18 protein-coding genes are annotated in these 25428 nt (G+C 32.0%); 13 read left to right on the top strand and 5 right to left on the bottom strand.

Translation table 11 applies throughout. From position 1 onward, the window contains the following. The first annotated feature begins 86 nt into the window (after positions 1 to 86). From rpsD to ctlX, 8 genes are all read left to right on the top strand, one after another. Entirely contained in the window at positions 87 to 692 is a 606-nt protein-coding gene (gene rpsD / locus GFJ99_RS04620) for a 30S ribosomal protein S4 (protein WP_008254444.1), read from the top strand. Positions 693 to 713: 21 nt separating this feature from the next. Then, positions 714 to 1706, top strand: coding sequence for a DNA-directed RNA polymerase subunit alpha (locus tag GFJ99_RS04615; protein ID WP_008254442.1), 993 nt, complete (start codon positions 714 to 716; stop codon positions 1704 to 1706). 61 nt (positions 1707 to 1767) lie between these two features. Continuing rightward, complete coding sequence (rplQ, locus tag GFJ99_RS04610) at positions 1768 to 2253, top strand: 50S ribosomal protein L17 (RefSeq protein WP_008254434.1); 486 nt, start codon at positions 1768 to 1770, stop codon at positions 2251 to 2253. A gap of 134 nt (positions 2254 to 2387) precedes the next feature. After that, complete coding sequence (gene carA / locus GFJ99_RS04605) at positions 2388 to 3497, top strand: glutamine-hydrolyzing carbamoyl-phosphate synthase small subunit (protein ID WP_153207743.1); 1110 nt, start codon at positions 2388 to 2390, stop codon at positions 3495 to 3497. A gap of 99 nt (positions 3498 to 3596) precedes the next feature. Further along, a complete protein-coding gene (gene eno / locus GFJ99_RS04600) occupies positions 3597 to 4892 on the top strand; it encodes a phosphopyruvate hydratase (protein WP_008254430.1) in 1296 nt (431 codons plus the stop codon). Positions 4893 to 5081: 189 nt separating this feature from the next. Then, complete coding sequence (locus GFJ99_RS04595; protein WP_153207742.1) at positions 5082 to 6365, top strand: citrate synthase; 1284 nt, start codon at positions 5082 to 5084, stop codon at positions 6363 to 6365. A gap of 247 nt (positions 6366 to 6612) precedes the next feature. Further along, complete coding sequence (locus GFJ99_RS04590; RefSeq protein ID WP_153207741.1) at positions 6613 to 7527, top strand: dimethylarginine dimethylaminohydrolase family protein; 915 nt, start codon at positions 6613 to 6615, stop codon at positions 7525 to 7527. 77 nt (positions 7528 to 7604) lie between these two features. Next, positions 7605 to 8540: a citrulline utilization hydrolase CtlX gene (gene ctlX / locus GFJ99_RS04585; RefSeq protein WP_153207740.1), complete on the top strand. Its 936-nt coding sequence runs from the start codon at positions 7605 to 7607 to the stop codon at positions 8538 to 8540. Positions 8541 to 8646: 106 nt separating this feature from the next. Here ctlX and GFJ99_RS04580 read toward each other — a convergent pair whose 3' ends face one another. Both GFJ99_RS04580 and GFJ99_RS04575 read right to left on the bottom strand, forming a co-directional pair. Then, positions 8647 to 9288: a MarC family NAAT transporter gene (locus tag GFJ99_RS04580; protein WP_153207739.1), complete on the bottom strand. Its 642-nt coding sequence runs from the start codon at positions 9286 to 9288 to the stop codon at positions 8647 to 8649. A 101-nt stretch (positions 9289 to 9389) separates the two neighbouring features. After that, entirely contained in the window at positions 9390 to 9821 is a 432-nt protein-coding gene (locus GFJ99_RS04575) for a hypothetical protein (protein ID WP_153207738.1), read from the bottom strand. A 103-nt stretch (positions 9822 to 9924) separates the two neighbouring features. Here GFJ99_RS04575 and GFJ99_RS04570 point away from each other — a divergent pair, with 103 nt between their 5' ends. After that, on the top strand, positions 9925 to 10281 hold the full coding sequence (locus GFJ99_RS04570) for a CoA-binding protein (RefSeq protein ID WP_153207737.1): 357 nt from the start codon (positions 9925 to 9927) through the stop codon (positions 10279 to 10281). Here the strand turns inward: GFJ99_RS04570 and GFJ99_RS04565 are convergent. Next, entirely contained in the window at positions 10278 to 11789 is a 1512-nt protein-coding gene (locus GFJ99_RS04565) for a sodium:solute symporter (RefSeq protein ID WP_153207736.1), read from the bottom strand. The two genes, GFJ99_RS04570 and GFJ99_RS04565, sit on opposite strands and share 4 nt — an antisense overlap. Positions 11790 to 11931: 142 nt before the next feature. On the opposite strand from GFJ99_RS04565, the gene recR reads away from it, so the two are divergent. The 4 genes from recR to GFJ99_RS04545 all read left to right on the top strand — a co-directional run bounded on the left by recR (position 11932) and on the right by GFJ99_RS04545 (position 17334). Continuing rightward, positions 11932 to 12549, top strand: coding sequence for a recombination mediator RecR (gene recR / locus GFJ99_RS04560; protein WP_153207735.1), 618 nt, complete (start codon positions 11932 to 11934; stop codon positions 12547 to 12549). A 131-nt stretch (positions 12550 to 12680) separates the two neighbouring features. After that, a complete protein-coding gene (locus GFJ99_RS04555; RefSeq protein ID WP_153207734.1) occupies positions 12681 to 13475 on the top strand; it encodes a polysaccharide biosynthesis/export family protein in 795 nt (264 codons plus the stop codon). Positions 13476 to 13482: 7 nt separating this feature from the next. Then, the gene (locus tag GFJ99_RS04550) at positions 13483 to 15945 is read left to right on the top strand and encodes a polysaccharide biosynthesis tyrosine autokinase (RefSeq protein WP_153207733.1); all 2463 of its coding nucleotides are present in this window, start codon (positions 13483 to 13485) and stop codon (positions 15943 to 15945) included. A 3-nt stretch (positions 15946 to 15948) separates the two neighbouring features. Next, a complete protein-coding gene (locus GFJ99_RS04545; RefSeq protein ID WP_153207732.1) occupies positions 15949 to 17334 on the top strand; it encodes a UDP-glucose 6-dehydrogenase in 1386 nt (461 codons plus the stop codon). Positions 17335 to 17337: 3 nt separating this feature from the next. Here the strand turns inward: GFJ99_RS04545 and GFJ99_RS04540 are convergent, their stop codons facing one another. Further along, positions 17338 to 18330: a PorP/SprF family type IX secretion system membrane protein gene (locus GFJ99_RS04540; RefSeq protein WP_153207731.1), complete on the bottom strand. Its 993-nt coding sequence runs from the start codon at positions 18328 to 18330 to the stop codon at positions 17338 to 17340. A 7-nt stretch (positions 18331 to 18337) separates the two neighbouring features. Next, positions 18338 to 25417, bottom strand: a complete 7080-nt coding sequence (locus tag GFJ99_RS04535) for a PKD-like domain-containing protein (protein ID WP_153207730.1) — start codon at positions 25415 to 25417, stop codon at positions 18338 to 18340. Between the last annotated feature and the right edge of the window lie 11 nt (positions 25418 to 25428).

Raw genomic sequence — 25428 nt, 5'->3', positions numbered from 1 at the left:
TTTAAGTATAACACATAGGTAGGTTTAAAATTATCGAAGGATATATGACCTGAATTCATAATTCCTACCTTTTTTAATTTTTTAAAATGGCAAGATATACTGGTCCAAAAACAAAAATTGCTCGTAAATTTGGCGAAGCAATCTTCGGAGAAGACAAAGCCTTCGAAAAAAGAAATTACCCTCCTGGGCAACATGGTTTAGCTAAAAAGAGAGGTAAAAAATCTGAATATGCAGTTCAGTTAATGGAAAAGCAAAAAGCGAAGTACACTTACGGAATTCTTGAAAAACAATTCAGAAACTTGTTTAAAAAAGCATCTGCAGCTTCTGGAGTAACAGGTGAAATATTATTACAATTATGTGAAGCTCGTTTAGATAATGTTGTTTACAGAATGGGTGTTGCTCCTTCTCGTAGAGCAGCTCGTCAAATTGTATCTCACAGACATATTACTGTTAATGGTGAACTTGTAAATGTTCCTTCTTACCACTTAAAAGCTGGTGATAAAGTAGCAGTACGTGAAAAATCAAAATCTCTTGAAGCTATCGAACGTTCTTTAGCAAGTTCTTCTCAGGTTTATGAGTGGATTACATGGAACAATGATACTAAAGAAGGTACTTTCGTTTCTGTACCTCAAAGACTTCAGATTCCAGAAAATATTAAAGAACAACTAATCGTTGAGTTGTATAACAAATAATAATTGACATTAGTCGAAAGTATGGCAATATTTAATTTTCAAAAGCCCGATAAAGTTATCATGATCGATTCAACCGATTTTGAAGGTAAATTTGAATTTAGACCTTTAGAACCTGGTTACGGATTGACTGTTGGTAATGCACTTAGAAGAGTTTTGCTTTCTTCTCTTGAAGGATATGCAATTACATCAGTAAGAATAGAAGGTGTAGAACACGAGTTCTCTACTATTTCTGGTGTAGTTGAAGATGTTACAGAAATTATCTTAAATCTTAAACAAGTACGTTTCAAACGTCAAATTGAAGATATCGATAATGAGTCTGTTTCTATCTCTCTTTCAGGAAAAGATAAGATTACTGCAGGTGATTTCCAAAAATTCATCTCTGGTTTTCAAGTTTTAAATCCAGATTTAGTTATCTGTAATTTAGATAGCAAAACAACTTTAAATATGGAACTTTCTATCGAAAAAGGTAGAGGATATGTTCCTGCAGAAGAGAACAAAAAATCAAATGCTCCAATTGGTACTATTTATACAGATTCTATTTACACACCAGTAAAGAATGTTAAGTATACTATTGAGAATTTCCGTGTGGAACAAAAAACGGATTACGAAAAATTAGTTTTTGAAATCATTACTGATGGTTCTATCCATCCTAAAGATGCATTAACTGAAGCAGCGAAAACGTTGATTCACCACTTTATGTTGTTTTCTGATGAAAGAATCACGCTTGAGGCAGATGAAATTGCTCAAACTGAGTCTTATGATGAAGAATCTCTTCATATGAGACAATTATTAAAAACTAAATTAGTAGATATGGACTTATCTGTTAGAGCATTAAATTGCTTAAAAGCAGCTGAAGTTGATACACTAGGAGATTTAGTTTCTTTCAATAAGAACGACTTAATGAAGTTCCGTAATTTTGGTAAAAAATCATTAACTGAATTAGATGAGTTAGTGGCAAATAAAAACCTAACTTTTGGAATGGATCTTGCTAAATATAAATTAGATAAAGAGTAATTGCTTCATATTTTGCGCTCCTTTTAGGATTGATGCAAGATGAAGATAAATAAAACACGTCATGAGACACGGAAAAAAATTCAATCATTTAAGTAGACAAAAAGGACATAGAAGAGCTATGTTAGCTAATATGGCTTGTTCTTTGATCGAACATAAACGTATTAACACAACTGTTGCTAAAGCTAAAGCTTTAAAACAATTTGTTGAACCATTAGTTACAAAATCTAAAGAAGATACTACTCACAATCGTCGTACAGTTTTCGCTTATTTAAGAGATAAATATGCTGTTACTGAATTGTTCAGAGAAGTTGCTGCTAAAGTTGGTGACCGTCCAGGAGGATACACTCGTATTATCAAGTTAGGTAACCGTTTAGGAGATAACGCTGATATGGCAATGATTGAATTAGTAGATTTCAACACATTGTACAATGGTGGTAAAAAAGAAGTTAAGAAAACGACTCGTCGTGGAAAAGCTAAGAAAGTTGAAGGTGCTGCACCTGAAGCTCCTGCTGCTGAAACTTCTTCAACTACTGAAGCTACAGAATAATCATGAATTTATTCATGTAAAGATAATAAGGATAGACTTTTTTAAGTTTATCCTTTTTTTTTGTTTTTATAGAATTAAAGATTTTCTAAAAACAACTTTTATAACTAAATTTGCATCCACAACAACACAACGCAATGAAATACAACAATCGTTCTAAAGCCGTTTTACTTCTTAAAGACGGTACCATTTTTCACGGAAAATCAATCGGAATTGAAGGTTTGACTTTTGGAGAAGTAGCCTTTAATACAGGTACAACTGGTTATCAAGAAATTTTCACTGATCCTTCTTATTTTGGCCAAATCATGGTTACTACCAATGCTCATATTGGTAATTATGGTGTAAACCAAAATGAAGTAGAATCAGATTCAGTTAAAATATCTGGTTTAGTTTGTAAAAATTTTAGCTTTAATTATTCCCGCGAAGATGCTTCTGAAAGCTTGTTTGATTATTTAAATAAACAAAATCTTATTGTAATTTCTGATGTGGATACGAGAGCTCTAGTAAGTTATATTAGAGATAATGGAGCAATGAATGCTGTAATTTGTACAGATGGAACTCCAATTGAAGAATTAAAAGAAAGATTAGCTCAAGTTCCAGATATGAATGGTTTGGAATTGGCTTCTAAAGTATCTACAAAAGAGCCTTATTTCTTTGGTGAAGAAACGGCTAAATATAAAATTTCAGCTTTAGATTTAGGCATCAAAACGAATATTCTTAGAAATTTAGCGAAGAGAGATTGCTATATTAAAGTTTTTCCATTTAATTCTGCATTTGAAGATTTAAAAGCATTCAATCCAGATGGTTATTTCTTGTCAAATGGACCTGGTGATCCAGAGCCATTGGAAACAGCTCAAGAAGTGGCACGTCAAATTCTTAACGAAAACAAACCATTATTCGGTATTTGTTTAGGTCACCAAATTATTGGTTTGGCTAACGGAATTTCAACTTATAAAATGTTTAATGGTCATCGTGGAATCAACCATCCTGTAAAAAATCTAATTTCAGGAAAAGGAGAAATTACTTCTCAAAATCATGGTTTTGCTATTGTAAGAGAAGAATTAGATAAACATCCTGATTTTGAATTAACCCACGAACATTTAAATGACGGAACGGTTGCAGGAATGAGAATGAAATCTAAAAACTGTTTTTCGGTTCAATATCATCCAGAAGCAAGTCCTGGTCCTCACGATTCAAGTTATTTATTTGATCAGTTTATTGATAATATTAAATCTTCAATCAACTAAAACGTTATCGTTTATAAGTTTTTTGAATTTCATAAAATAGTTCAATTTTAAGTTTTAAATTTGTTTTTTTTCGTAAAATACTAACTAAAAAAATATAAAATGAGTATAATTATAAAAGTTCACGCAAGACAAATATTAGATTCTCGCGGAAACCCAACAGTTGAAGTTGATGTTGTTACAGATAATGGAATTTTAGGAAGAGCAGCTGTGCCAAGTGGAGCTTCTACTGGAGAACATGAGGCGGTAGAACTTCGTGATGGTGGAAAAGCGTACATGGGTAAAGGTGTTTTAAAAGCGGTTGAAAATGTAAATACTACAATTGCAGAAGCAGTTGTGGGAATGTCTGTTTTCGAACAAAATTTAATCGATAAAATGATGATTGAATTAGACGGAACAGCGAATAAGTCTAATTTAGGTGCTAATGCAATATTAGGAGTTTCTTTAGCTGTTGCTAAAGCAGCTGCTAATGAATTAGGAATGCCATTGTATCGTTATGTTGGTGGAGTTTCAGCGAATACGTTGCCACTACCAATGATGAATATTATCAACGGTGGATCTCATTCAGATGCTCCTATTGCGTTTCAAGAATTTATGATTATGCCAGTTAAGGCAAAAGATTTCACTCATGCAATGCAAATGGGAACTGAAATTTTTCACAACCTTAAAAAAGTATTACACGATAGAAATTTATCAACTGCAGTAGGTGATGAAGGTGGTTTTGCACCTAATTTAGCTGGAGGTACAGAAGACGCATTAGATTCAATTAAATTGGCTGTGACTAACGCAGGTTATATTTTTGGAGAAGATGTTATGATTGCTTTAGATTGTGCTGCTGCTGAGTTTTTTGTAAATGGAAAATACGATTATACTAAATTTGAAGGAGAAACAGGTAAGGTAAGAACTTCTGAGGAACAAGCTTCTTATTTGGCTGAATTAACTGAAAAATATCCAATTATCTCTATTGAAGACGGTATGGATGAAAACGATTGGGAAGGTTGGAAATTACTTACTGAAAAAATCGGAGATAAAGTACAATTAGTTGGTGATGATTTATTTGTAACTAATGTTGAAAGATTGTCAAGAGGAATTAGTCAAAATATTGCTAATTCAATTTTAATTAAAGTAAATCAAATTGGAACATTAACTGAAACTATTGCGGCTGTAAATATGGCGCATAATGCAGGATATACTTCAGTGATGTCTCACCGTTCTGGAGAAACAGAAGATAATACAATTGCTGATTTAGCAGTTGCTTTAAACTGTGGTCAAATTAAAACAGGTTCAGCTTCTCGTTCTGATCGTATGGCAAAATACAATCAATTATTAAGAATTGAAGAAGAATTGGCAGATGTTGCTTACTTTCCAGGGGTAAATGCTTTTAAAGTAAAACGATAATTAGCTTATTAATTTAGCGCAACTCGTTTTAGTATCTATATGAAAACCTTTCGAAATGTAAATTTTTGAAAGGTTTTTTCGTATATACTATTTAACCATAAATTATGATTATTTTCTTTAACGTTTGCGTATTATTTACTAAATTCGCAGAATACATAAATATTTTTCAAAAAAACACATTATAATTATATGTCAAAAACTGCAATATTAGAGCTTGATGGCAAAAAATATGAGTTTCCAGTAATTGTGGGAACAGAAAATGAAGTTGCTATCGACATCGACAAATTACGTAGCGCTTCTGGTGCTATTACTATTGATCCAGGATATAAAAATTCGGGTTCATGTAAAAGTGAAATTACTTTTTTAGATGGTGAAGAAGGAATTTTACGTTATAGAGGATATTCAATTGAAGAATTGGCTGATAAAGCTGACTTTCTTGAAGTATCATTTTTATTAATATTTGGTGAATTACCAACCTCTGCTCAATTAGAAAAGTTCGAAAACGATATTCGAAAATATACTTTAGTTAGCGAAGAAATGAAAAGCATTATTGATGGTTTTCCTAGAACGGCTCATCCAATGGGTGTTTTAGCATCATTAACAAGTGCTTTAACTGCATTTAATCCAAAGTCAGTTAATCCAAACAATGAAAAGGATATGTATGATGCTGTTTGTAAAACAATGGCAAAATTTCTTGTAATTGCTACTTGGACTTACAGAAAAACTATGGGTTATCCTTTAAATCAGTACGATAATAGTAAAGGATATGTTGAAAATTTCATGCGTTTAATGTTTGAATTACCAACCGGTCCTTATAAGGCTGATCCAAAAGTTATTGCAGCTTTAGATAAATTATTTATTCTTCATGCAGATCACGAACAAAACTGTTCTACTTCAACGGTAAGAATTGTTGGTTCTTCTCATGCAGGATTGTTTGCTTCAATTTCTGCAGGAGTTTCTGCACTTTGGGGTCCTCTTCATGGTGGTGCAAACCAAGCAGTATTGGAAATGTTACAAGAAATTCATGATAATGGAGGAGATGTAGCTAAATTCGTTTTAAAAGCTAAAGATAAAGACGATCCATTCCGTTTAATGGGATTCGGACACCGTGTATATAAGAACTTTGACCCTAGAGCAACAATTATTAAAAAAGCTGCTGATGATGTATTAACAACTTTAGGAGTTAATGATCCTCTGTTAGATATTGCTAAACAATTAGAAAAAGTAGCTTTAGAAGATGAATATTTTAAATCAAGAAATTTATATCCAAATGTAGATTTCTATTCAGGAATTATTTACCGTGCAATGGGAATTCCTGTAGAAATGTTTACTGTTTTATTTGCAATTGGTCGCTTACCTGGTTGGATTGCTCAATGGAAAGAAATGAGAATCAACAAAGAGCCAATAGGTCGCCCGAGACAAGTGTATACAGGTTATAATTTACGACCTTTTAAAGAAGTAAAAGATAGATAATCATAAGAATCCCACTAATAGTTTTAGTGGGATTTTTATTTTCTACTTCTCATACTTCTATTTTATCAATTGTATTTATTGTTTTTTTATTAATATTTATTTTTAAAGTTGTTAGCTATTTATTTGAATAATGATTTATACTCGTTTTTCAGTAAATTATACAATGTCTCTCCGTTACTATATCGTTTGATTTTTCTATATTTGCTTCAATAACGTAAAATAATTAGCGTTATTAAAAACTTTAGTTATGTTGCAATTAAATGTAAAGAACGAAACTTCCCGATTAAGGGCTGTGGTGTTAGGAACCGCATTAAGTAATGGGCCAACACCAACAATTGAAGAAGCCTATGATCCAAAATCATTAGAGCATATTAAAGCAGGTACCTATCCAATAGAAGAGGATATGGTTAATGAAATGGAAGCTTTTAATAAAGTGTTCCAAAAATACGATGTTAAAGTTTTTAGACCTCAAATAATAGAAGATTATAACCAAATTTTCTCCAGAGACATCGGATTTGTAATTGATGATATTTTTATTAAAGCCAATATTTTACCAGATAGAGAGCGTGAATTAGATGCGATTCAGTATGTAATTGATCAAATTGATCCTAAAAAAGTAGTGCGTCCTCCAGAAGAAGTTCATATCGAAGGTGGTGATGTAATGCCGTGGAATGATTATATTTTTATAGGAACTTATAAAGGTTCAGATTATAAAGATTACATAACCGCAAGAACTAATTGGCAAGGAGTTGATTATATCAAAGAATTGTTTCCAAATAAAATTGTAAAAGCATTTGATTTGGTAAAATCTAAAATTGAGCCTAGAGATAATGCTTTACATTTAGACTGCTGTTTTCAACCAGTTGGTACTAACAAAGGAATTATTTACAAAAGTGGTTTCCGTGAAGAAGCAGATTATATGTTTTTAGTGAATTTATTTGGGAAAGAAAACTTATTTCATATCGAAAGAGAAGAAATGTATCACATGAATTCCAATGTGTTTTCGATTGCTCCAGATGTTGTGGTTTCTGAAAAGAACTTTACTAGATTAAACAATTGGCTTCGTGAAAACGGATTTACAGTAGAAGAAATTCCGTACGCAGAAATTGCAAAACAAGAAGGATTGTTGAGATGTTCAACTTTACCTTTGATTAGAGATTAAAAATTTTGTTTCAAGTTTAATGTTCCAAGTTCTAAAACTTGAAACCTGAAACCTGAAACTTCAAACAAAAATATAAAATGAACCAAACAACCAATTCTTTATTAATGATTCGTCCGGTAGCATTCCGAATGAACGAACAAACAGCTGTAAATAATTATTACCAAAAAGTGTTGGATAATTTATCTTCAGATACGGTTAATCAAAAAGCGCAAGAAGAGTTCGATACTTTTGTTCAGAAATTAAAAATGGTAGGATTAAATGTAGTTGTAGTTGAAGATACATTGAGCCCAGATACTCCAGATAGTATTTTTCCAAACAACTGGATTTCTTTTCATGAAAATGGTGATGTTGTTTTGTATCCTATGTTTGCCGAAAATCGCCGTTTAGAAAGAAGAGAAGACGTTTTAGATACTTTAGAGGAAAAAGGATTTGTAATCAATGAGATTATGGATTATACTTCGGCTGAGGAAGATGAAATTTTCTTGGAAGGAACGGGCAGTATTGTTTTAGACAGAGCGAATGCAAAGGCTTACTGTGCTTTATCTCCTAGAGCAGATGAAGAATTATTTATTGAATTTTGTGAAGATTTTGAATTTACTCCAGTGATTTTTGAAGCCTTCCAAACCGTAAATGGAGAAAGAAAACATATCTATCATACCAATGTAATTATGTGTGTTGGTGAAACGTTTGCTGTTATTTGTGCCGATTGTATCGACGATAAAAAAGAACGCAAAATGGTGTTAGATAGCTTAAAAGGCGATGAAAAGGAAGTAGTTTTAATTACGGAAGATCAGGTGAATAATTTTGCCGGAAATATGTTAGAAGTAAAAGGAAAAGACGATAGAAGATATTTAATAATGAGTGCATCTGCGCACCAAAGTTTAAATAAAAAGCAAATTACACAATTAGAAGAACATGTTACTATTATAAGCTCAAGTTTAGATACTATTGAAGCTTGTGGTGGTGGAAGTGCTCGTTGTATGATGGCGGAGATTTTTCTTCCTCAAGAATAATTGTATTGCGAACTATGTAAATAATACAATTTTAAAATTAAATAGAAATCCCAAATTCAGAATTGATTCTGAATTTGGGATTTTTTTCTTCCAGCTTCTAACTTTTTTAAATTCCTCTGACAATACTCAAAATAGCACTAATGATATATTGAATACCAATAGCAATTGTTAAGAATCCAACAATTCTAGAGATTGCAATAATCCCCGAATTCCCTAGTAATTTAGATAAAAAGTAAGCACTTCTAAGTATGATGAAAATTACAATAGCCACTACTACTATCGCTAAACTTGATGATACTATTTCATAAGTTGAAATAAAACCATCTGTACTTTTTAGTTCTTGATAGTAAGCAATTAATAAAGACATTGAGCCCGGACCTGCTAGCATTGGCATGGCTAAAGGCGTAAGAGCAATGTCATTTCGTTCTTGCGCTTCTTCTTCTACTTTTTTGTTAATACCTTTGTTTTTACTGAACTGACCATTAAGTAAGCTAAATCCAGAATTGGTAATAATAATTCCACCTGCAATCCTAAGTGCCGTAATTGTAATTCCAAAAAAACTCAACACATATTGCCCAATAAAAAATGAAATAAGTAATATAATACAAACGTTAATAGCAGTCCATAAAGAAGTTTTTGATAATTCGGATTTCGAGTAACCTTCAGTTAATCCTACGAAAATAGGAACCGTTCCAATAGGATTTAAAACGGAAAATAAAGCAGCAAATAAATAAATAAAAACTTCCATACCTAACTTCTTGTAAATTGGGCACAAGTTAACTATTTTCTATTCTTTAAAAAATAAAATCTAAATTACTTTTGTGTTTCAAAATTGTAATACGAATTCAATTAGTACATGTCAAGTGGTGAATAGGGTGTGTTTTTCTCTTTTTCGATTTCAATCTTATTAATAAAATGCTTAACTCCTTTACTGTTTTTAGAGCTGTCAATAGAAATATAATGGTGGTCTATGTGAAAAGTAACGGTGTTTCCATGTTTAAAAATTACTAATTTGTAAAAAGGAATTACAAGCACATAAACTTCTAATCTTGATTGAAATCCAATAATAATTCCTTTCGGGCGAATTTCAATGTTGCAAAATTTTACAGATTCGTTTACATGTAATAATTCATAAATTGCAGCGCTGCATCGGGTAATAAATAGTTTTGGAGAACCAATCCCACCTCTCTTTAAGTTTTCAATTAATGAAAATGGTTTTCCAACCAAATCATTAATTTGTTTTTCTGTTTTTAAATTTTTATTTGAAATATTGAATAGCATTTTTGTTTAAAATTACTTCAATTTTTCTTTCGAATTTAGATTTTAGCAAATTTTTATTATTTGTTTATTTATTCGTAACTTTAGAGTATAAAACATAAAAATCATGAAAACATTAGTTATTGGAGCCTCTACAAATAAAGAGCGTTATTCATATAAAGCAATTCATAGTTTAGTAGATAAAAGCCATCAAGTAGTTGCTATAGGGGTTAAAAAAGGAATGGCTTTTGATATCCCAATTGAGACCGAAAAATTAGACTTTCATGCTGTAGATACTGTAACTTTATACATCAACCCAAGTGTGCAAGAAGATTATTATGATTATATTTTATCACTAAATCCAAGACGAGTTATTTTTAATCCAGGAACAGAAAACCCAGAATTTTATAAAATTTTACTAGCAAAAAATATTGAATATGAAGTAGCATGTACCTTAGTGCTTTTGGCTACTAATCAATATTAAAATTGAGTTTGGCTTGTTGCCGGTTTGCTAATGAACAATAATCCTATAAAAGTAATTAAGCCATTTATAATAATTAATTCATTGTCAATTACATAATTTCCAAAAAGTAAAGCAGAATTTTTAGCCAATAAATAACAGATTAAAGGAGAAATTACGCAAACTATTGGAACTAATTTATCGTGAACCGTTTTTGTTTTCATAAACAAGCCAAAAGCATATAACCCTAAAAGAGGTCCATAGGTATAACTGGCAACTTTAAAAATCATTGTTACTACAGATTTGTCATTTAATGAATTAAAGATGATTATGACCAAAAACATCAACAAGGAAAATCCTATGTGAACAAAATGACGTGTTCTGACCATTTTTTTGTTTTTATTTTCTGCGTCCAACTTTTTACTTTCCTTATCCATGCCTAAAAAATCTACACAAAATGAAGTGGTTAAGGCGGTTAATGCAGAATCTGTAGTGGCAAAAGTTGCTGCCGTCAATCCTAATAAGAAAACAACAGCTGGAAAAAGGGTTAAATGATTAAAAGCAATTTCCGGAAACAACAAATCAGTACGTTTTACACCATCTACCATAGGAACAGAAATCCCGTTTTTTTCGGCATATAAATATAGTAGTGCGCCAACACTTAAAAAGAAAATGTTGATAATTACAAAAATTCCGGTAAACGTAAACATGTTTTTTTGCGCTTCTCCAATAGTAGCACAACTTAAGTTTTTTTGCATTAAATCTTGGTCAAGTCCAACCATTGCAATAGTTACAAAAATACCTCCTAAAATTTGCTTCCAAAAATAATTTCCTTTTAAATAGTCTTCAAAAAAGAAAACTTTAGAATATTGACTTTCTTTAACGGTTTCAAAGGCATCAAAAAAACTTAAATCTAAACTATTGCAAATAAAAATAATGGTAAGAAAAACAGATGAAACTAAGAAAAACGTTTGTAAAGTATCGGTAATAATTATCGTTTTTAATCCACCACGATAGGTGTAGGCAAAAATTAAAGCTAAAGAAATTAAAACTGTTACTGCAAATGGAATTTCAAAATCATCAAAAACAAAACGTTGCAATACAATTACCACTAAATATAATCTAAACGCAGATCCAATAGTTCTACTTATTAAAAAAATAGTTGCTGCTGTTTTATAACTAACAAGTCCTAAACGCTGTTCTATATAGCTATAAATAGAAGTTAGGTTCATGCGGTAATATAACGGTAGTAAAATGGTAGCAATAATTATAAAACCAATGGCATTGCCTATTACAAATTGAAAATATTTGAATTGAAAATCAGGATTTCCAACTTCGCCAGGAACAGATATAAAAGTTACTCCAGAAAGAGCTGTTCCTATCATTCCAAAAGCAACTAAATACCATTTGGAGTTTTTATTTGCCTTAAAAAAAGCATCGTTACTATTGTCTTTTTTACTAACAAAATTGGATATTAGAATTAGAATTCCAAAATAAATAATAATAATGGCTAATATAGTTTCTGAAGACATAAATTCGTTTTTTGTTTGTGCTAAAATAGGAAAAAGATGGAAGTTTGAGGCGATAAGTTAGAAGAAAATTCATTTACAGTTATTTTTAGGAAACTTCCGTATTCCAACTTCCATCTTCCAACTTTTTCTGTATTTTTGTGCTATGGAATTACCTTCTAAATTACTTGAAAATGCCGTAAATGAAATGTCACAATTACCAGGAATTGGTAAACGAACTGCATTGCGACTGGTTTTACATTTATTAAAGCAACCTGTAGATCAAACACAAGGTTTAACAGCTGCTTTAGCTTCATTGCGAAATGATATTCAATATTGCAAAGAATGTCATACTATTTCAGATTCTGATATTTGTGGAATTTGTTCAAATTTATCTAGAGATAAAACTATTATTTGTGTTGTAGAAGATGTTAGAGATGTGATGGCAATTGAAAATACAGGAATGTTTAAAGGCGTTTATCATGTGTTGGGAGGTAAAATATCTCCAATTGAAGGAATAGGGCCAAGTCAGTTAAAAATTAATTCTTTAGTTGAAAAGGTTAAGAATAATGCGGTTTCTGAAATTATATTTGCTTTAAGTTCAACTATGGAAGGCGATACTACTAATTTTTATATTTACAAACAAATTAAAGATTTTGCTCTAAAAACATCTACTATTGCCCGAGGAATTGCTGTAGGTGATGAATTAGAATATGCAGATGAAGTAACATTAGGTAGAAGTTTGTTAAATAGAATACCGTTTGAGATTTCGATTAAGCAATAAATTGCGTTATTTTTATATCAATTTACCGGAATAACTTCTTTATTTTAATTGTAAAAACTATATTTGTTTCCTAAATTTAGACTAGTTTGCATTTTCTAGTAAAAAGCAAATAGTATCAGTATAGCTTATTCATGAAAAAAATAGTTTTTTTAGCCTTATTTGCTGTTATATTAACTTCTTGTATTTCTACAAAAGATATAACATATTTACAACCTAGTTCTGCTTCAAAGTCAGATTCAATTAGAGTTGTACAAGAGAATTCAAAACCTTACAGAATTCAAGCAAGTGATATTTTAAGTATAAATATTAAAGCTTTAGATCAAAAGTTAGTGGAAATGTTTTCCGCTTCTTCACAAGGAGCTACTCAAATCCAAGTATCTCCGCAATCATTATTTTTTAATGGATATACAGTAGATGATCATGGTAATATAAGAGTGCCAATTCTAGGAGAAGTAAATGTTTTAGGCTTTACTGCAGACGAGATTCGACAAAAAATAGAAAAGCAATTATTAGAAGAGTACTTTAAAAAAGAAGCTAATATTTTTGTTACTGTAAAATTAGCAGGATTAAGATATGTCATAAACGGAGAAATTGGGGAACCTGGGATGGGTGTTTTATACCAAGATCGAGCAACCATTATGGAAGCCATAGCTAATTCTGGTGATATTCCCATAACAGGAAACAGAAAAGAAGTTCAAATTATAAGAAAATTTCCTCATGGATTTGAAACGTATAGCATTGATTTGACAGATGCTAGTGCTATGAATTCGCCTTACTTTTATATTCAGCCTAATGATTATATCATTATAAAACCACTCAAGCAAAAAACTTGGGGAACAGGAGTTACAGGAGTACAATCTGTTGCAACAATAATGACTGCTATATCTATAATTACAACATTTCTAGTGTTGTCTAAAACGTTATAATATTAAGATGTTAGATACTAAAGATTTTAATTTTTTCGAATCACAAAATTCTTTTGATTTCAAAGGGTTTCTTTTGAGAATTATAGGGTATTGGAAATGGTTTGTTTTATCTCTTATCATAACTTTTGTTTACGCTTATAATGTGAATATTAGAAAAGAAAGTATGTATGGGATGGAATCACTTATTTTAGTTGAAGATCAAAACAATCCCTTTTTTACATCTAATACAAGTTTAGTATTTAATTGGGGCGGTACGTCTGATAAAGTACAAACTATCATAACAACTTTAAAGTCGCGTTCACACAATGAAATAGTAGTTGATAAACTTCAATATTATATTAAATATTTAAAACAAGGAGAATATTTTTACAAAGACGCTTATGGAGAAGCCCCTTTTTATGTTGAAATAGATAAAACAAAAGGGCAATTATTTGGGAAACTAATAAAAATTAAGTTTATATCACCTTCGCAATATAAATTAAGTGTTGATTTTGGTGAAGAAACAACCGCTTCATTGATTCAATATTCAGATGTTACTGTTAAACCCGTTAATGTTTCGGGAGGAGAATTTAGTAAAATTTATAAAATTAATGATTCTGTTGATTTACCTTTTTTAAATTTTAAATTGATAATTAAACCAGAAGCTTTTGAATTTACAAATAAAGAATATTTTATACGTTTCGATGATTTTAATCAAACAGTTGCATCTTATCGATCAATAGATATAAGTGCAGATGCAAAAGCTCTATCTGTTGTTCGATTGCAATTAGATGGGTCTAATAAATATAGACTAGTTGAGTATTTAAACACTACTGTTGAGGTTTTAAGAAAGATACAATTAGAAAGTAAAAATCTTTTTGCAAATAATACAATTAGTTTTATAGATAGCACTTTAAAGGAAATGGAAGGTCAAATTAAAGATGCTGAAAATGAATTAAAAGAATTTAGACGAGGTAAAAATATTTTTGAACTAGAAGACGAAGCAGGAGGTGGGCTTTTAAGTGCAAGATTGTCTGGATATGATGTTGAAAAAGATGCTATTAATAGGAAAATTGCTTATTATAACTTGCTTAAAAACTATTTAGAGAAAACTACCGATTATGCTAAACTGCCAGCTCCTACGGTAGCAGGTATAGATGATCCAAACGTAATAGGAAATGTAACTAAATTAATTCAGTTATCTGCAGAACGTGCTAATTTGGCTTATTCGGTTAAAAACAAGAAAATGTTTTCTGAATTTGATGTTGAAATGGAATCTATTAAGAAAGTTTTGTTAGAAAACATTGCAAGTTCAAAAAGTGCCTTAGCTTTAAACTTATCATTGATTAATAAGAATATCGCAAAAGCTGAAGGAGAAGCTAGTTTATTGCCCGAAAATAAACAAGAGCATATTAAAATTACTAGAAAATATAATTTAAAAGATAAAATATACAGTACTTTCTTAGAAAAAAGAAGTGAAGCTGAAATTGTTAAAGCAGCAAATATTTCTGATATCAAATTTCTTGATCCTGCCAAAGATATTGGTGGTGGATTAAGAGGGCCTAAAACAAGTATAAATTATATTTTAGCGGCATTTTTAGGAATTTTATTGCCATTGTTGATTGTATTTGTTATTGTATTATTAGATAACAATATTAATACACTTGAAGATATACAGAAAATGACTAAAATTCCAATTATTGGTATTGTAGGTAAAAAAAATACTGAAAATAATTTATCTGTATTTGAAAAATCTAAATCGCCATTAGCTGAGTCTTTTAGGGCAATTCGTTCTTCTTTACAGTTTATGTATAAAAAACAAAATCAAAAAGAAGGAGCTAAAATATTAATGTTAACATCTTCTGTGAGTGGAGAAGGAAAAACCTTTTGTTCAATAAATTTAGCTACAGTTTTTGCACTTAGTGATAAAAAAACAGTTATAGTTGGTTTAGATTTGAGAAAGCCAAGGATTTTTGGGGATTTTAATATTGACAATATTACCGGTGTGGTAAATTATTTAATTGGTCAAAAATCGATAGATGAAGTAATTCAGAAAACACATATTCCATTTTTAGATGTTATTCCATCTGGTCCAATTCCGCCTAATCCTTCAGAATTATTAATGAGTGAAGCGATGAACGAAATGATTGAAGAACTCAAATCAAAATACGATTATATTATTTTAGATACACCACCTGTAGGCTTAGTGTCTGATGCTTTAGAATTAGCTCAGTTTTGTGATGCTACAATTTATGTTACAAGACAAGGTTTTACTAAAAAAGGAATGCTAAGTGTTGTAAATGAAAAGCATAAACGAGGGGAGTTACATAACATAAGTATTTTGTTTAATGGTTTTAGAAATAATGCGAAATACGGTTATGGCTATGCGTATGGATATGGTTATGGTGTTTATGGTGAAGGATATCATGATGAGAAAGTAGAGCCTAAAGGATGGAAAAAGATACTATTAAATTTAAAAGATAAATTTTAAAATATGATAACAAATATTTGTTGTATTGGTGCGGGTTATGTTGGAGGGCCAACAATGGCCATTATAGCTCAGAAATGTCCACATATAAAAGTTACTGTTGTTGACTTAAATGAAAAAAGAATTGCTGCTTGGAATGATCCAGATGTAGAAAATATTCCTATTTATGAACCAGGCTTAAGTGATGTAGTAGCTGAGGCACGTGGAAGAAATTTGTTTTTTTCAACGGAAGTTGATAAGGCAATTGATCAAGCGGATATGATTTTTATATCAGTAAATACACCGACTAAAACTTACGGAGTTGGAAAAGGTATGGCTGCTGATTTAAAATATATTGAATTATGTGCGCGTCAAATTGCTCGTGTAGCTAAAAACGATAAAATTGTTGTTGAAAAATCAACTTTGCCGGTAAGAACTGCAAGTGCAATTAAAAATATTTTAGATAATACGGGTAATGGTGTAAATTTTCAAATTTTATCCAATCCTGAATTTTTAGCTGAGGGAACTGCTGTTGAAGATTTATTTGCTCCTGATAGAGTTTTAATTGGTGGCGATTCTACACCAGAAGGTCAAAAAGCAATTCAACTTTTAGTGGATGTTTATGCAAATTGGGTTCCTAAAGATAAAATATTGACCACTAATGTTTGGTCATCAGAATTGTCAAAATTAACGGCGAATGCTTTTTTGGCACAACGTGTTTCTTCAATTAACGCATTGAGTGAATTGTGTGAGAAAACGGGTGCTGATGTTAATGAAGTTGCTAGAGCTATCGGAATGGATAGTAGAATAGGTCCTAAATTTTTAAAATCATCAGTAGGGTTTGGGGGTTCTTGTTTTCAAAAGGATATTCTAAATTTAGTCTATATTGCTAAATCCTATGGGTTAAATGAAGTAGCTGATTATTGGGAACAAGTCATCATTATGAATGACCACCAAAAGCGACGTTTTGCCAAGAATATTATCAAAACTTTATATAATACGGTTTCTGGAAAAAAAATCGCATTTTTAGGTTGGGCATTTAAAAAAGATACTAATGATACTAGAGAATCTGCTGCGATTTATGTGGCAGATGATTTGCTGTACGAACAAGCGAATATTAGTGTTTTTGATCCTAAAGTGAGCACAGAGCAAATTCAATCAGATTTGAATTATTTACAATCACGATCAGAAGAAGAAAATTTAAATGGTGTTCATGTTCATGACAATCCTTATGAAGCATGTAAAGATGCACATGCAATTGCTATTTTAACGGAATGGGATGAATTTAAATCGTATGATTGGCAAAAAATATACGAAGCTATGTTAAAGCCTGCTTTTGTTTTTGATGGAAGAAATATTTTAGATCCAGAAAAAATGCAGGAAATTGGGTTTCATTTTTCTAAAATAGGTTAATTTTTAATAACCCGGACAACCAAAACATTTTCTAGCATCAACATCAAATTGGTAGACTAATCCAAGTTCAAAAACACCTCCAGTATTACCTATTTTGGAGGTGTTTGCGTCATATGAAAATCCTAATTTAAAATTTTCATACTGAAGTCCGCTAAAAAGATTTAAAGAAGTTAATGTATGACTCTCTTGCGTTTTTTTCATGGGATTTAATGCAGCAGTTACTCCTACTGTAAAATGGCTAAAAATCAAAGAAGTTCCAATGTCTAATCTATTGTATTCTCCCTGACTCATGAAATTTGCAGTTAGCATCATTCTAGTTTCATAAGGTAAAAATGTAGGAGTTATATAGTCAGCAATGTCAAATTCATAACCTGTAGATATATTGTAAAACATGTCTAAAGGGATATTTCCTTCTTCAGCAATTGCGATGTTTGGTTTGTTTAAATGTTTAATAGCAGTTCCTATCCAAATGTTTTCAGTATAAAACAATAATCCGGTAGATATGTCTATAAAATGTATTCTATTGTTTAATTGCAGCGGATCTATACTTGTAGGATTAATTATTTCTGTATCAATATTTATTTGATCTCTTAATATTAAGTTTTGAAAACCAAAACTTTTACTACCATAGCCAACTTCTATTCCGGGTCTAAAATACCATTCATCGTTTAATTCAACTCGATACGCATAATTAACATTTGCTTGCAGGTAATTATAACCTGTAAAATTTTCTCTATGATTTAGAAAACTAACACCAATTCCGCTATTATTATTTTCAGACCAAGTGCTACAATATGCATAATCAGTATCAATTTTATATTTTAAATTGGTCCATTGCGAACGATGAATTACACCTGCACTAGTTGTTTCTAAAAACCCAGTAAAACTTGGGTTTATAGTTTCAGGAACTAGGAAGTATTGCGTAAAAATAGGATCTTGAGCACTCATATATGTACTGAATAACCCTATAGTATATAATAAAAATTTTAATTTCATCGACTGGTTATTTTAGTAGTATGAATGGTCCGTTTTCTTCAATATTTTTTCCAAAAAAAGTGGATGCAGTTAGCTTGAAGTAATAATTGCCATTTTCTGCTGGTCGATTATTTATTACTCCATCCCAGCCCGCAATATTATCTCCTTCTTCAAAATATACTATGTTGCCCCAACTATCGTATATCGTTAATTTTAATGATTTTAGTCCTTCGAAAGCTGGTCCAAATCTATCATTTATTGAATCATTATTCGCTGTAAATCCATTTGGCATTATTAATTTATACCCTTTAACAATATTTAATAGAATTGAATAGGTACTGCTACAACCTAATTCATAGGATACTGTAAGTGTAACTGTATAATTGCCTTCTGAAAAATAAGTGTGTTCTGGGTTTTCTTCCGTAGAAAAACTGCCATCTCCAAAATCCCATGAAATACCTAAAGGGGTTCCAGTAGATAAATTGGTAAATTGTATTGCATCTTCAACTGAATAATTTCCAAAAGTTATAAAAGAAATTGAACTCTGAGAAAAGTTAGCACTGCCTATATCTGGGTTGTCTATTGTGTAGTTAGCAGTATTAGCGCAACTGTTGGAATCTGTAACTGTAACTGAAATTAATCCATTTTGAGTAGTTGTCATAAATTGGTTAAAGTTTCCTGATACTATTCCGTTAGACCAATTGATTTGATAGGGTGGAACTCCTCCGCTAATTTGTACTTCAAAATTATTTGACACATCTCCGTTTGTACAATTTACACTTCTCGATTGTGTTAAGTTTACCACTAGAGGTTGCGGTCTAAAAACAGTGTATTGTGCTACTTCGCTACATCCTCTAGAATCTGTAACAATAACCGAATAATTTCCATTTGTAACATTAGTCAAATCTTCTGTAGTAGCTCCATTCGACCAATTGAAGCTATACGGAGGACTTCCTCCAGAAGGTATTAAATTAATACCGCCAGAGTTACTTGTTGTACAGTCTAATGCATTTTGTACAATACCGTCTAAAATTAGAACTTGTGGAGCTACTATAGAAAATGTTCGTTGGATTGTACATCCCATTCCATCGGTCACAATTGCAATGTAAATTCCTTCTGTTAAGTTATTTCTAACTAATCCTGCTGTGCTACCATCATTCCAAGTTACAGTTACTGGAGATAACCCTCCTATAAGACCTAAATCAATACTTCCGTCTGTTTCTCCATAGCAAGTTATTTGATTTACAACTGGCTGCAGCATAAATACTGGTAAATTGGCAATGGTGGTTTGTATGATTTTTTCGCAACCTTTTGCGTCAGTTACAATAGCAGTATATGTTCCTGCGCCTAGATTATTTAATTGAGTTCCTGTTGCAAAATTATTCCAGTTTATAGTGTAGGGAGGAGTTCCTCCAATAACATATAGTGTTATGCTTGCATCATTCGATCCAAAACAACTTATTTGAGTAGCTGCCGTTGTGACAACTAATTCTGTAGGTTCAGAAATGACTAGATTAGAAATGGTTTTAGTGTTTCCATTTGCATCAGTAATTTGTATGTTGTAAATACCAGCAATTAAACCATTGAATATTGGATTAATATTTGAACTTACAATGCTTTGTGTAATTATCCCGTTATTCGTTATTTCAAAATTATACGGAGGTACCGATTCTTGTGTAATTGTGACTCCTAAAGTTCCAGTTGCTGAACCAAAACAATTAGCATCCTGTAAAGCAATTGCATTATTTATTACAAGTAAATCATCTGGTTCTGTTAAGGCAAAGTTTAGTGTAATTGGAGTACATACTCCGTCATTAATGATTACAGTATAATTTCCTGCTGTTAAATTACTAATGTTTGCAGTTGAAGCCGAAAAACCATTAGGTCCTGTCCAATTAAAGGTATAACTACCTGAACCTCCGCTTGTGTTAAGTTCAATAAACCCATTATTACCTCCAAATCCACTTATATTAAATCCATTATAATTTGATATTATAGTACTCGTTAAAATAGAGGGATTTACTGTTATTTCGTATGTACTGATTGGACCAGTACAAGATGAGCCCAAGTTTTGAAAAACAGCAAAAGCTTCATAAGTAACGGTAAGTGGTGAGTTGGTTGTGTTTATTAATGTTTGACTTGGAATATCTCCTGTTCCACTTAATAAAGCTCCTTGAATACCTGAAGGAATAGAAGCGTTCCAAGTATAGCTGTAGTTTCCTGCAATTGTAGAATTTAATTGAACAGGAAGTGTATTGGAATTGTTACAACTAGTTTGGTTCCCAATGCTAAATAAAACATCTGGTTTTGGTAATACTGTAAATGTAAGCGTAAAATCATTGCCATTGCAACCACCTGCAGAAGGAGTAACTGTGTATGTAATCGTTTGTGAAATTGAAGTGGTATTAATAAGCGTTTGACTAATCGATGTACCTGATCCATTGCTTGCACCAGTTATCATTGGATTGTTTGAAACAGTCCAAGTGTAGTTCGTTGAAATAGGAACAATTATGTTGTTATTTGGTATACCATTAATTGGAGAATAGTCAAAATTTTGTCCACTACATAAGAATAAGTTCTCATTCAATATGTGAGGTTTAGGTAATACTGTTATGGTATAGTTGGAAATTACTCCCTGACAAGCCGAAACGTCACTTGTAATAGCATAAGCTTCATATGTTATGGATATAGGAGCATTTGTAGTGTTTATTAAATTTTGTACTGGAATAGTGTTTGTTCCTGCAGTTATAACTCCTGTTATTCCTGCTGGTTGAACCGCCGTCCAGTTGAATATAACTGCTGCTGTAGTACTTGTTAGTTGTACTTCAGTAGTATTTTCTTCGGAACAAATTATTTGGTTGCTTTCTGAAAAATTCACTACTGGACTTGGGTTTACTGTAATTGTAAATTGAATGCTATTTCCTGTGCAGCTACTACCATTATATGTAAAAGTTGGTACTACTGTAATTGTTGCAGTAATAGGATTTAGAGCTGTATTATTTGCAATAAATGCATTTATATCTCCACTTCCAATTGCTGGTAAACCTATAGATGGAGAATCGTTTGTCCAGTTATAGGTTGTTGTACCTATGGTGTTGTTTGTAGTAAAAGAAATAGCATTTAATAGTGTTCCGTTGCAAAGGGTTTGATTTGCAATCGTATTTACTTGTGCAGTTGGGTTAACAGTAATTAAAAAGGTTTCATTATTTCCACTACAAGTTATCCCATTATTTGTAAAAAAAGGAGTAACCGTAATTGTAGCAATTTCAGGTGTTGTTGAATTGTTAGTAGCTAAAAAACTAATGATGTCTCCAGTTCCATTGGCTGCCAATCCAATATTGGTATTATTATTGGTCCATTGAAATGTGGTATTTCCTCCGGTGTTATTTGTTTGAAATACTATAGGTGCAGTTGTGCTGTTATTACAAACGGCAGTATTAGCGATTGGATTAACTTGCGCTACTGGATTTACCGTAATAGTTATTTGCTCTACATTTCCAATACAACTTACCCCATTGTATGTAAAAGTAGGGGTAACAGAAATTGTAGCTACTATAGGTACAAATGAATTATTTGTGGCAATAAAACTGCTAATGTCTCCCGTTCCATTCGTTGCCAAACCTATTCCTGGGGTATCATTTGTCCAATTATACACAGTAGTTCCTAAGGTGTTATTAGTAGAAAAGAAGATGGCATTCGTACTGTTGTTATGACAAAGTACTTGACTTGCTATTGGGTTTATTTGTGCAGATGGATTTACAGTAATTGAAAAATTTTCTGGATTTCCAGAACAAGTTATGCCGTTTAATGTGTACAAAGGAACTACGGTAATTGTTGCTACAATTGGGGTAGTTGTGGTATTGGTAGCTGTAAAGCCAATATTTCCAGTGCCGTTGGCAGCCAGCCCAATATCTGTATTATCATTCGTCCATTGATATGTATTACTTCCTCCGGTTGAGGTGGATGTAAATGGTATTGGTGTTACTATTTCATTGTTGCAAACTGTTCTATTTGAAATCGGATTTACTTGAATATCTGGATTCACAGTAATTGTAAATTGAACTACATTTCCGATACAGTTTATGCCATTGTAACTGTATGTTGGTGTTACTAATATTGTTGCAACTATGGGACTGTTTGTAGTGTTTGATACTACAAAAGGTGCAATATCTCCATTTCCACTAGCAGCCAAACCTATTCCTGGGGTATCATTTGTCCAATTATACGTTGTGTTTCCTGGTGCATTCGCTGTGGAAAATAAAATGGCAGCACTAGTATCATTGTTACAAATCGTTTGATTTGCTATAGCGTTTATTTGGACAGCCGGATTTACTGTAATTGTAAATGTTGTTGGAATACCTCCGCAAAAAGAAGTACTGCTATTATTTACGGGTGTTACAGTTATGGTACTTGTTATTGGGCTGTTGCTTGTATTTGTTGCAGTAAAGCTTATATTTCCTGTTCCATTTGCTACTAATCCTATTGCTGTATTAGAATTTGTCCAGGTAAATAAATTAGCGCTTGTTCCTGTAAATACAATTGTTGGTACCGCTTCATTATTGCATACATATATATCATTAATTGGATTTACAACGGGAGTAGGAAGTACAGAAATTGTTACCGTATCTGAAACAGCGTCGCAAGGTCCTGGTGGGTCATTTGTAGTTAGTGTTAAAATAACATCTCCTATATACCCACTTGGAGGTGTATAAGTGCTGTTTATATCATTTATATTTGAAAATAGGCCCCCTATTGAAGAACTCCAAGTTGCAGAAGCAGCAGCTCCACCAATATTACCATTTAATTGCAAAGTTTCATCTTCACATAAAGGATCATAAGTTCCAGTATTTGCTGTTGCTTCCGTATTGAAAACTGTTGAAAAGGATTCGGAAACAACGGTACATGGTGCTAAAGGAGCGTCTGAAGTTAATGTAAATGTAATGGTTCCAATATAGTCTAAAGGTGGTGTGTAGGTAGGGTTTATGTCATTTGGACTTGGAGTAAATGTACCTCCTATTTCAGAAGCTGTCCAAGTGCCACTGGTTGAACCTCCCGTTATTGATCCGTTTAAAGAAATTGTTGTATTAACACAAGTTGCAGGTGTACCAGAAGCTGTTAAATGAACTGATGGCATTACCGTAATACTACTATTGTAACTATTGCTGCCACATTCATTACTAATTGTTAGTGTGTAATTAAAAATTCCAGGTGTATTAAAAGTTAGAATAGGAGTTGCATCATTTATGTTAGAAATAGTAGATGGAGGATTAGCTCCAAAATCCCAAACATAAGAAACAGGATCTGTTGCATAACAATTAAATACATTTGGATTTAGTGTAATAGTACTACCTTCGCAAATTGTTTCTGCTACAAGTGTTGTTGTTGGCTTGCCTTTAACTACTAAAGTTGTTGTTTTTGTATCAGCTTGACATAATGCTCCTGCTGAAGCTATATTTAAAGAAGTAATTAGACTAATGTTGTATATTCCTGGAGAATTAATCGTTATTTCTGGTGCTAGGTCATTTGCATTTCCGTTTGAAAACAACCAATCTCCTGGAGTAAAACTTGGGCAATTATCTGGATTAGTTGCTGTTACTTCCCATAAATAGTTGTTTGAGTTCATACATCCTGGGGTGCTCGAACTGTTGTTTACAGTTAGTATTGTTGGTGCACAAGTTGCGCTGTTTGTCATTGAAAAATCGGAAATAACTCTTGGAGCTACACAAAAGCTTTGACTAATTGAACTAATACCGCATAAATTAGATCCCGTATATAAAGTAATTGTATAATCCCCTGGCAATAAAAAAGTCACATTTAACGTTGCAGAAGATGTTGGTAACCACGCTCCTGGATTAGTAGGTTGGTTATTGTTGTATCCAAAATTATTAGGACATGTTATATACGGATTTGCTATAAGGCCTCCTGATGTTGTAGTGCTAATTATTCCTGCAGGACCTGTTATTGTCCAATATTTTCGATAGGCTTGTGTACATGTATACGTTGGAGGTCCTCCAATATTGTAGCCTCCTTCTGTACTGTCGCTTATTGCTATTGTAGTTCCTTCACATACAATATCATTGTTTGGTGTACGTGTAAAATTAGCAATTGGAGCCGATTGAATGTTAATAGGTCCTACTGCATTAGTACTATTTCCGCATGGGTTTGATGTTGTAATAGAGGCTTGATATGAATTTGGATATACCGTATTGTTAATATTTGAAACTAAACCACAAGAGCTGTTTAAAAATTGATGTGTAATTGTTGCTGGAGGCGGGTGGTTAAATGAAACAGGTGCGCTTCCGTCGTTTACTTGAAATGTATAAATGGTACCTGGAGTATTTTGTGCTCCTGTTATTAAATCATAGGTTACACTTCCAGGGTTGCATAAAGTTGGAATTCCTACTGCACTAACTGTTGCTGTTGGAATAGCCCCTATATACAATTCATAAATCCTTTGACTAATACAACCACCATCTAATATTACAGTATAGGTCAAAGTGAAGTAACCTGCTGTTGCATAAAAATGAAAAGTATCTCCTAGGTTTGTTCCAACATAATTGTCAGAACTTCCATCCCCCCAATCTAAAATGTGTTGTGTATTTGCATTTGTTTGGGTAGAGAGTGTTGTAAATGAAAATAAACCGCCCGATATATTAGCGTCATTACTACAATAACTAAAATAATTTTGACCATTAAATGTAGTAGTTGTCCAAAAATTACCATCGATCAAAGCTATTTGTGGAATACTTGGTACTGCGTCAATTACATTAATTACTATGGTATAACTAGATGCGTTTGTGTTTAAAGTTAGTGTAGTAGTAAATGTTCCTGCATTTGGATATACAATTGTATGTGGTCCAATTGTGTTTGACGAACTCGGAACGTTATTGGTAAACGTCCAATTGTATTGTGAAGTGGAGGTGGTATTTATAGAATTATTAGTATAGGTAATCGTTTGTCCTTTACAAATGGTAACACTTCCGCCAACTGTTGCAGGATTTGTAGTAAAACTTGCACTTAAAGAATTACTAAAACTTAAAAAAGGTAATAATAATAAATAAAGTATTATTCTCTCTTTAAAAAGTATATATTTTATATAACTACTCATATATTAATTTT

This window comes from Flavobacterium sp. LMO6 (assembly GCF_009495795.1).
GTDB lineage: Bacteria > Bacteroidota > Bacteroidia > Flavobacteriales > Flavobacteriaceae > Flavobacterium.
This window is presented reverse-complemented; position numbering and strand designations above follow the sequence as displayed.

Excerpts from the sequence above, each read along its gene's own strand:
- rpsD (WP_008254444.1), top strand. The coding sequence starts at position 87 with ATGGCAAGATATACTGGTCCAAAAACAAAAATTGCTCGTAAATTTGGC.
- GFJ99_RS04615 (WP_008254442.1), top strand. The coding sequence starts at position 714 with ATGGCAATATTTAATTTTCAAAAGCCCGATAAAGTTATCATGATCGAT.
- rplQ (WP_008254434.1), top strand. The coding sequence starts at position 1,768 with ATGAGACACGGAAAAAAATTCAATCATTTAAGTAGACAAAAAGGACAT.
- carA (WP_153207743.1), top strand. The coding sequence starts at position 2,388 with ATGAAATACAACAATCGTTCTAAAGCCGTTTTACTTCTTAAAGACGGT.
- eno (WP_008254430.1), top strand. The coding sequence starts at position 3,597 with ATGAGTATAATTATAAAAGTTCACGCAAGACAAATATTAGATTCTCGC.
- GFJ99_RS04595 (WP_153207742.1), top strand. The coding sequence starts at position 5,082 with ATGTCAAAAACTGCAATATTAGAGCTTGATGGCAAAAAATATGAGTTT.
- GFJ99_RS04590 (WP_153207741.1), top strand. The coding sequence starts at position 6,613 with ATGTTGCAATTAAATGTAAAGAACGAAACTTCCCGATTAAGGGCTGTG.
- ctlX (WP_153207740.1), top strand. The coding sequence starts at position 7,605 with ATGAACCAAACAACCAATTCTTTATTAATGATTCGTCCGGTAGCATTC.
- GFJ99_RS04580 (WP_153207739.1), bottom strand. The coding sequence starts at position 9,288 with ATGGAAGTTTTTATTTATTTATTTGCTGCTTTATTTTCCGTTTTAAAT.
- GFJ99_RS04575 (WP_153207738.1), bottom strand. The coding sequence starts at position 9,821 with ATGCTATTCAATATTTCAAATAAAAATTTAAAAACAGAAAAACAAATT.
- GFJ99_RS04570 (WP_153207737.1), top strand. The coding sequence starts at position 9,925 with ATGAAAACATTAGTTATTGGAGCCTCTACAAATAAAGAGCGTTATTCA.
- GFJ99_RS04565 (WP_153207736.1), bottom strand. The coding sequence starts at position 11,789 with ATGTCTTCAGAAACTATATTAGCCATTATTATTATTTATTTTGGAATT.
- recR (WP_153207735.1), top strand. The coding sequence starts at position 11,932 with ATGGAATTACCTTCTAAATTACTTGAAAATGCCGTAAATGAAATGTCA.
- GFJ99_RS04555 (WP_153207734.1), top strand. The coding sequence starts at position 12,681 with ATGAAAAAAATAGTTTTTTTAGCCTTATTTGCTGTTATATTAACTTCT.
- GFJ99_RS04550 (WP_153207733.1), top strand. The coding sequence starts at position 13,483 with ATGTTAGATACTAAAGATTTTAATTTTTTCGAATCACAAAATTCTTTT.
- GFJ99_RS04545 (WP_153207732.1), top strand. The coding sequence starts at position 15,949 with ATGATAACAAATATTTGTTGTATTGGTGCGGGTTATGTTGGAGGGCCA.
- GFJ99_RS04540 (WP_153207731.1), bottom strand. The coding sequence starts at position 18,330 with ATGAAATTAAAATTTTTATTATATACTATAGGGTTATTCAGTACATAT.
- GFJ99_RS04535 (WP_153207730.1), bottom strand. The coding sequence starts at position 25,417 with ATGAGTAGTTATATAAAATATATACTTTTTAAAGAGAGAATAATACTT.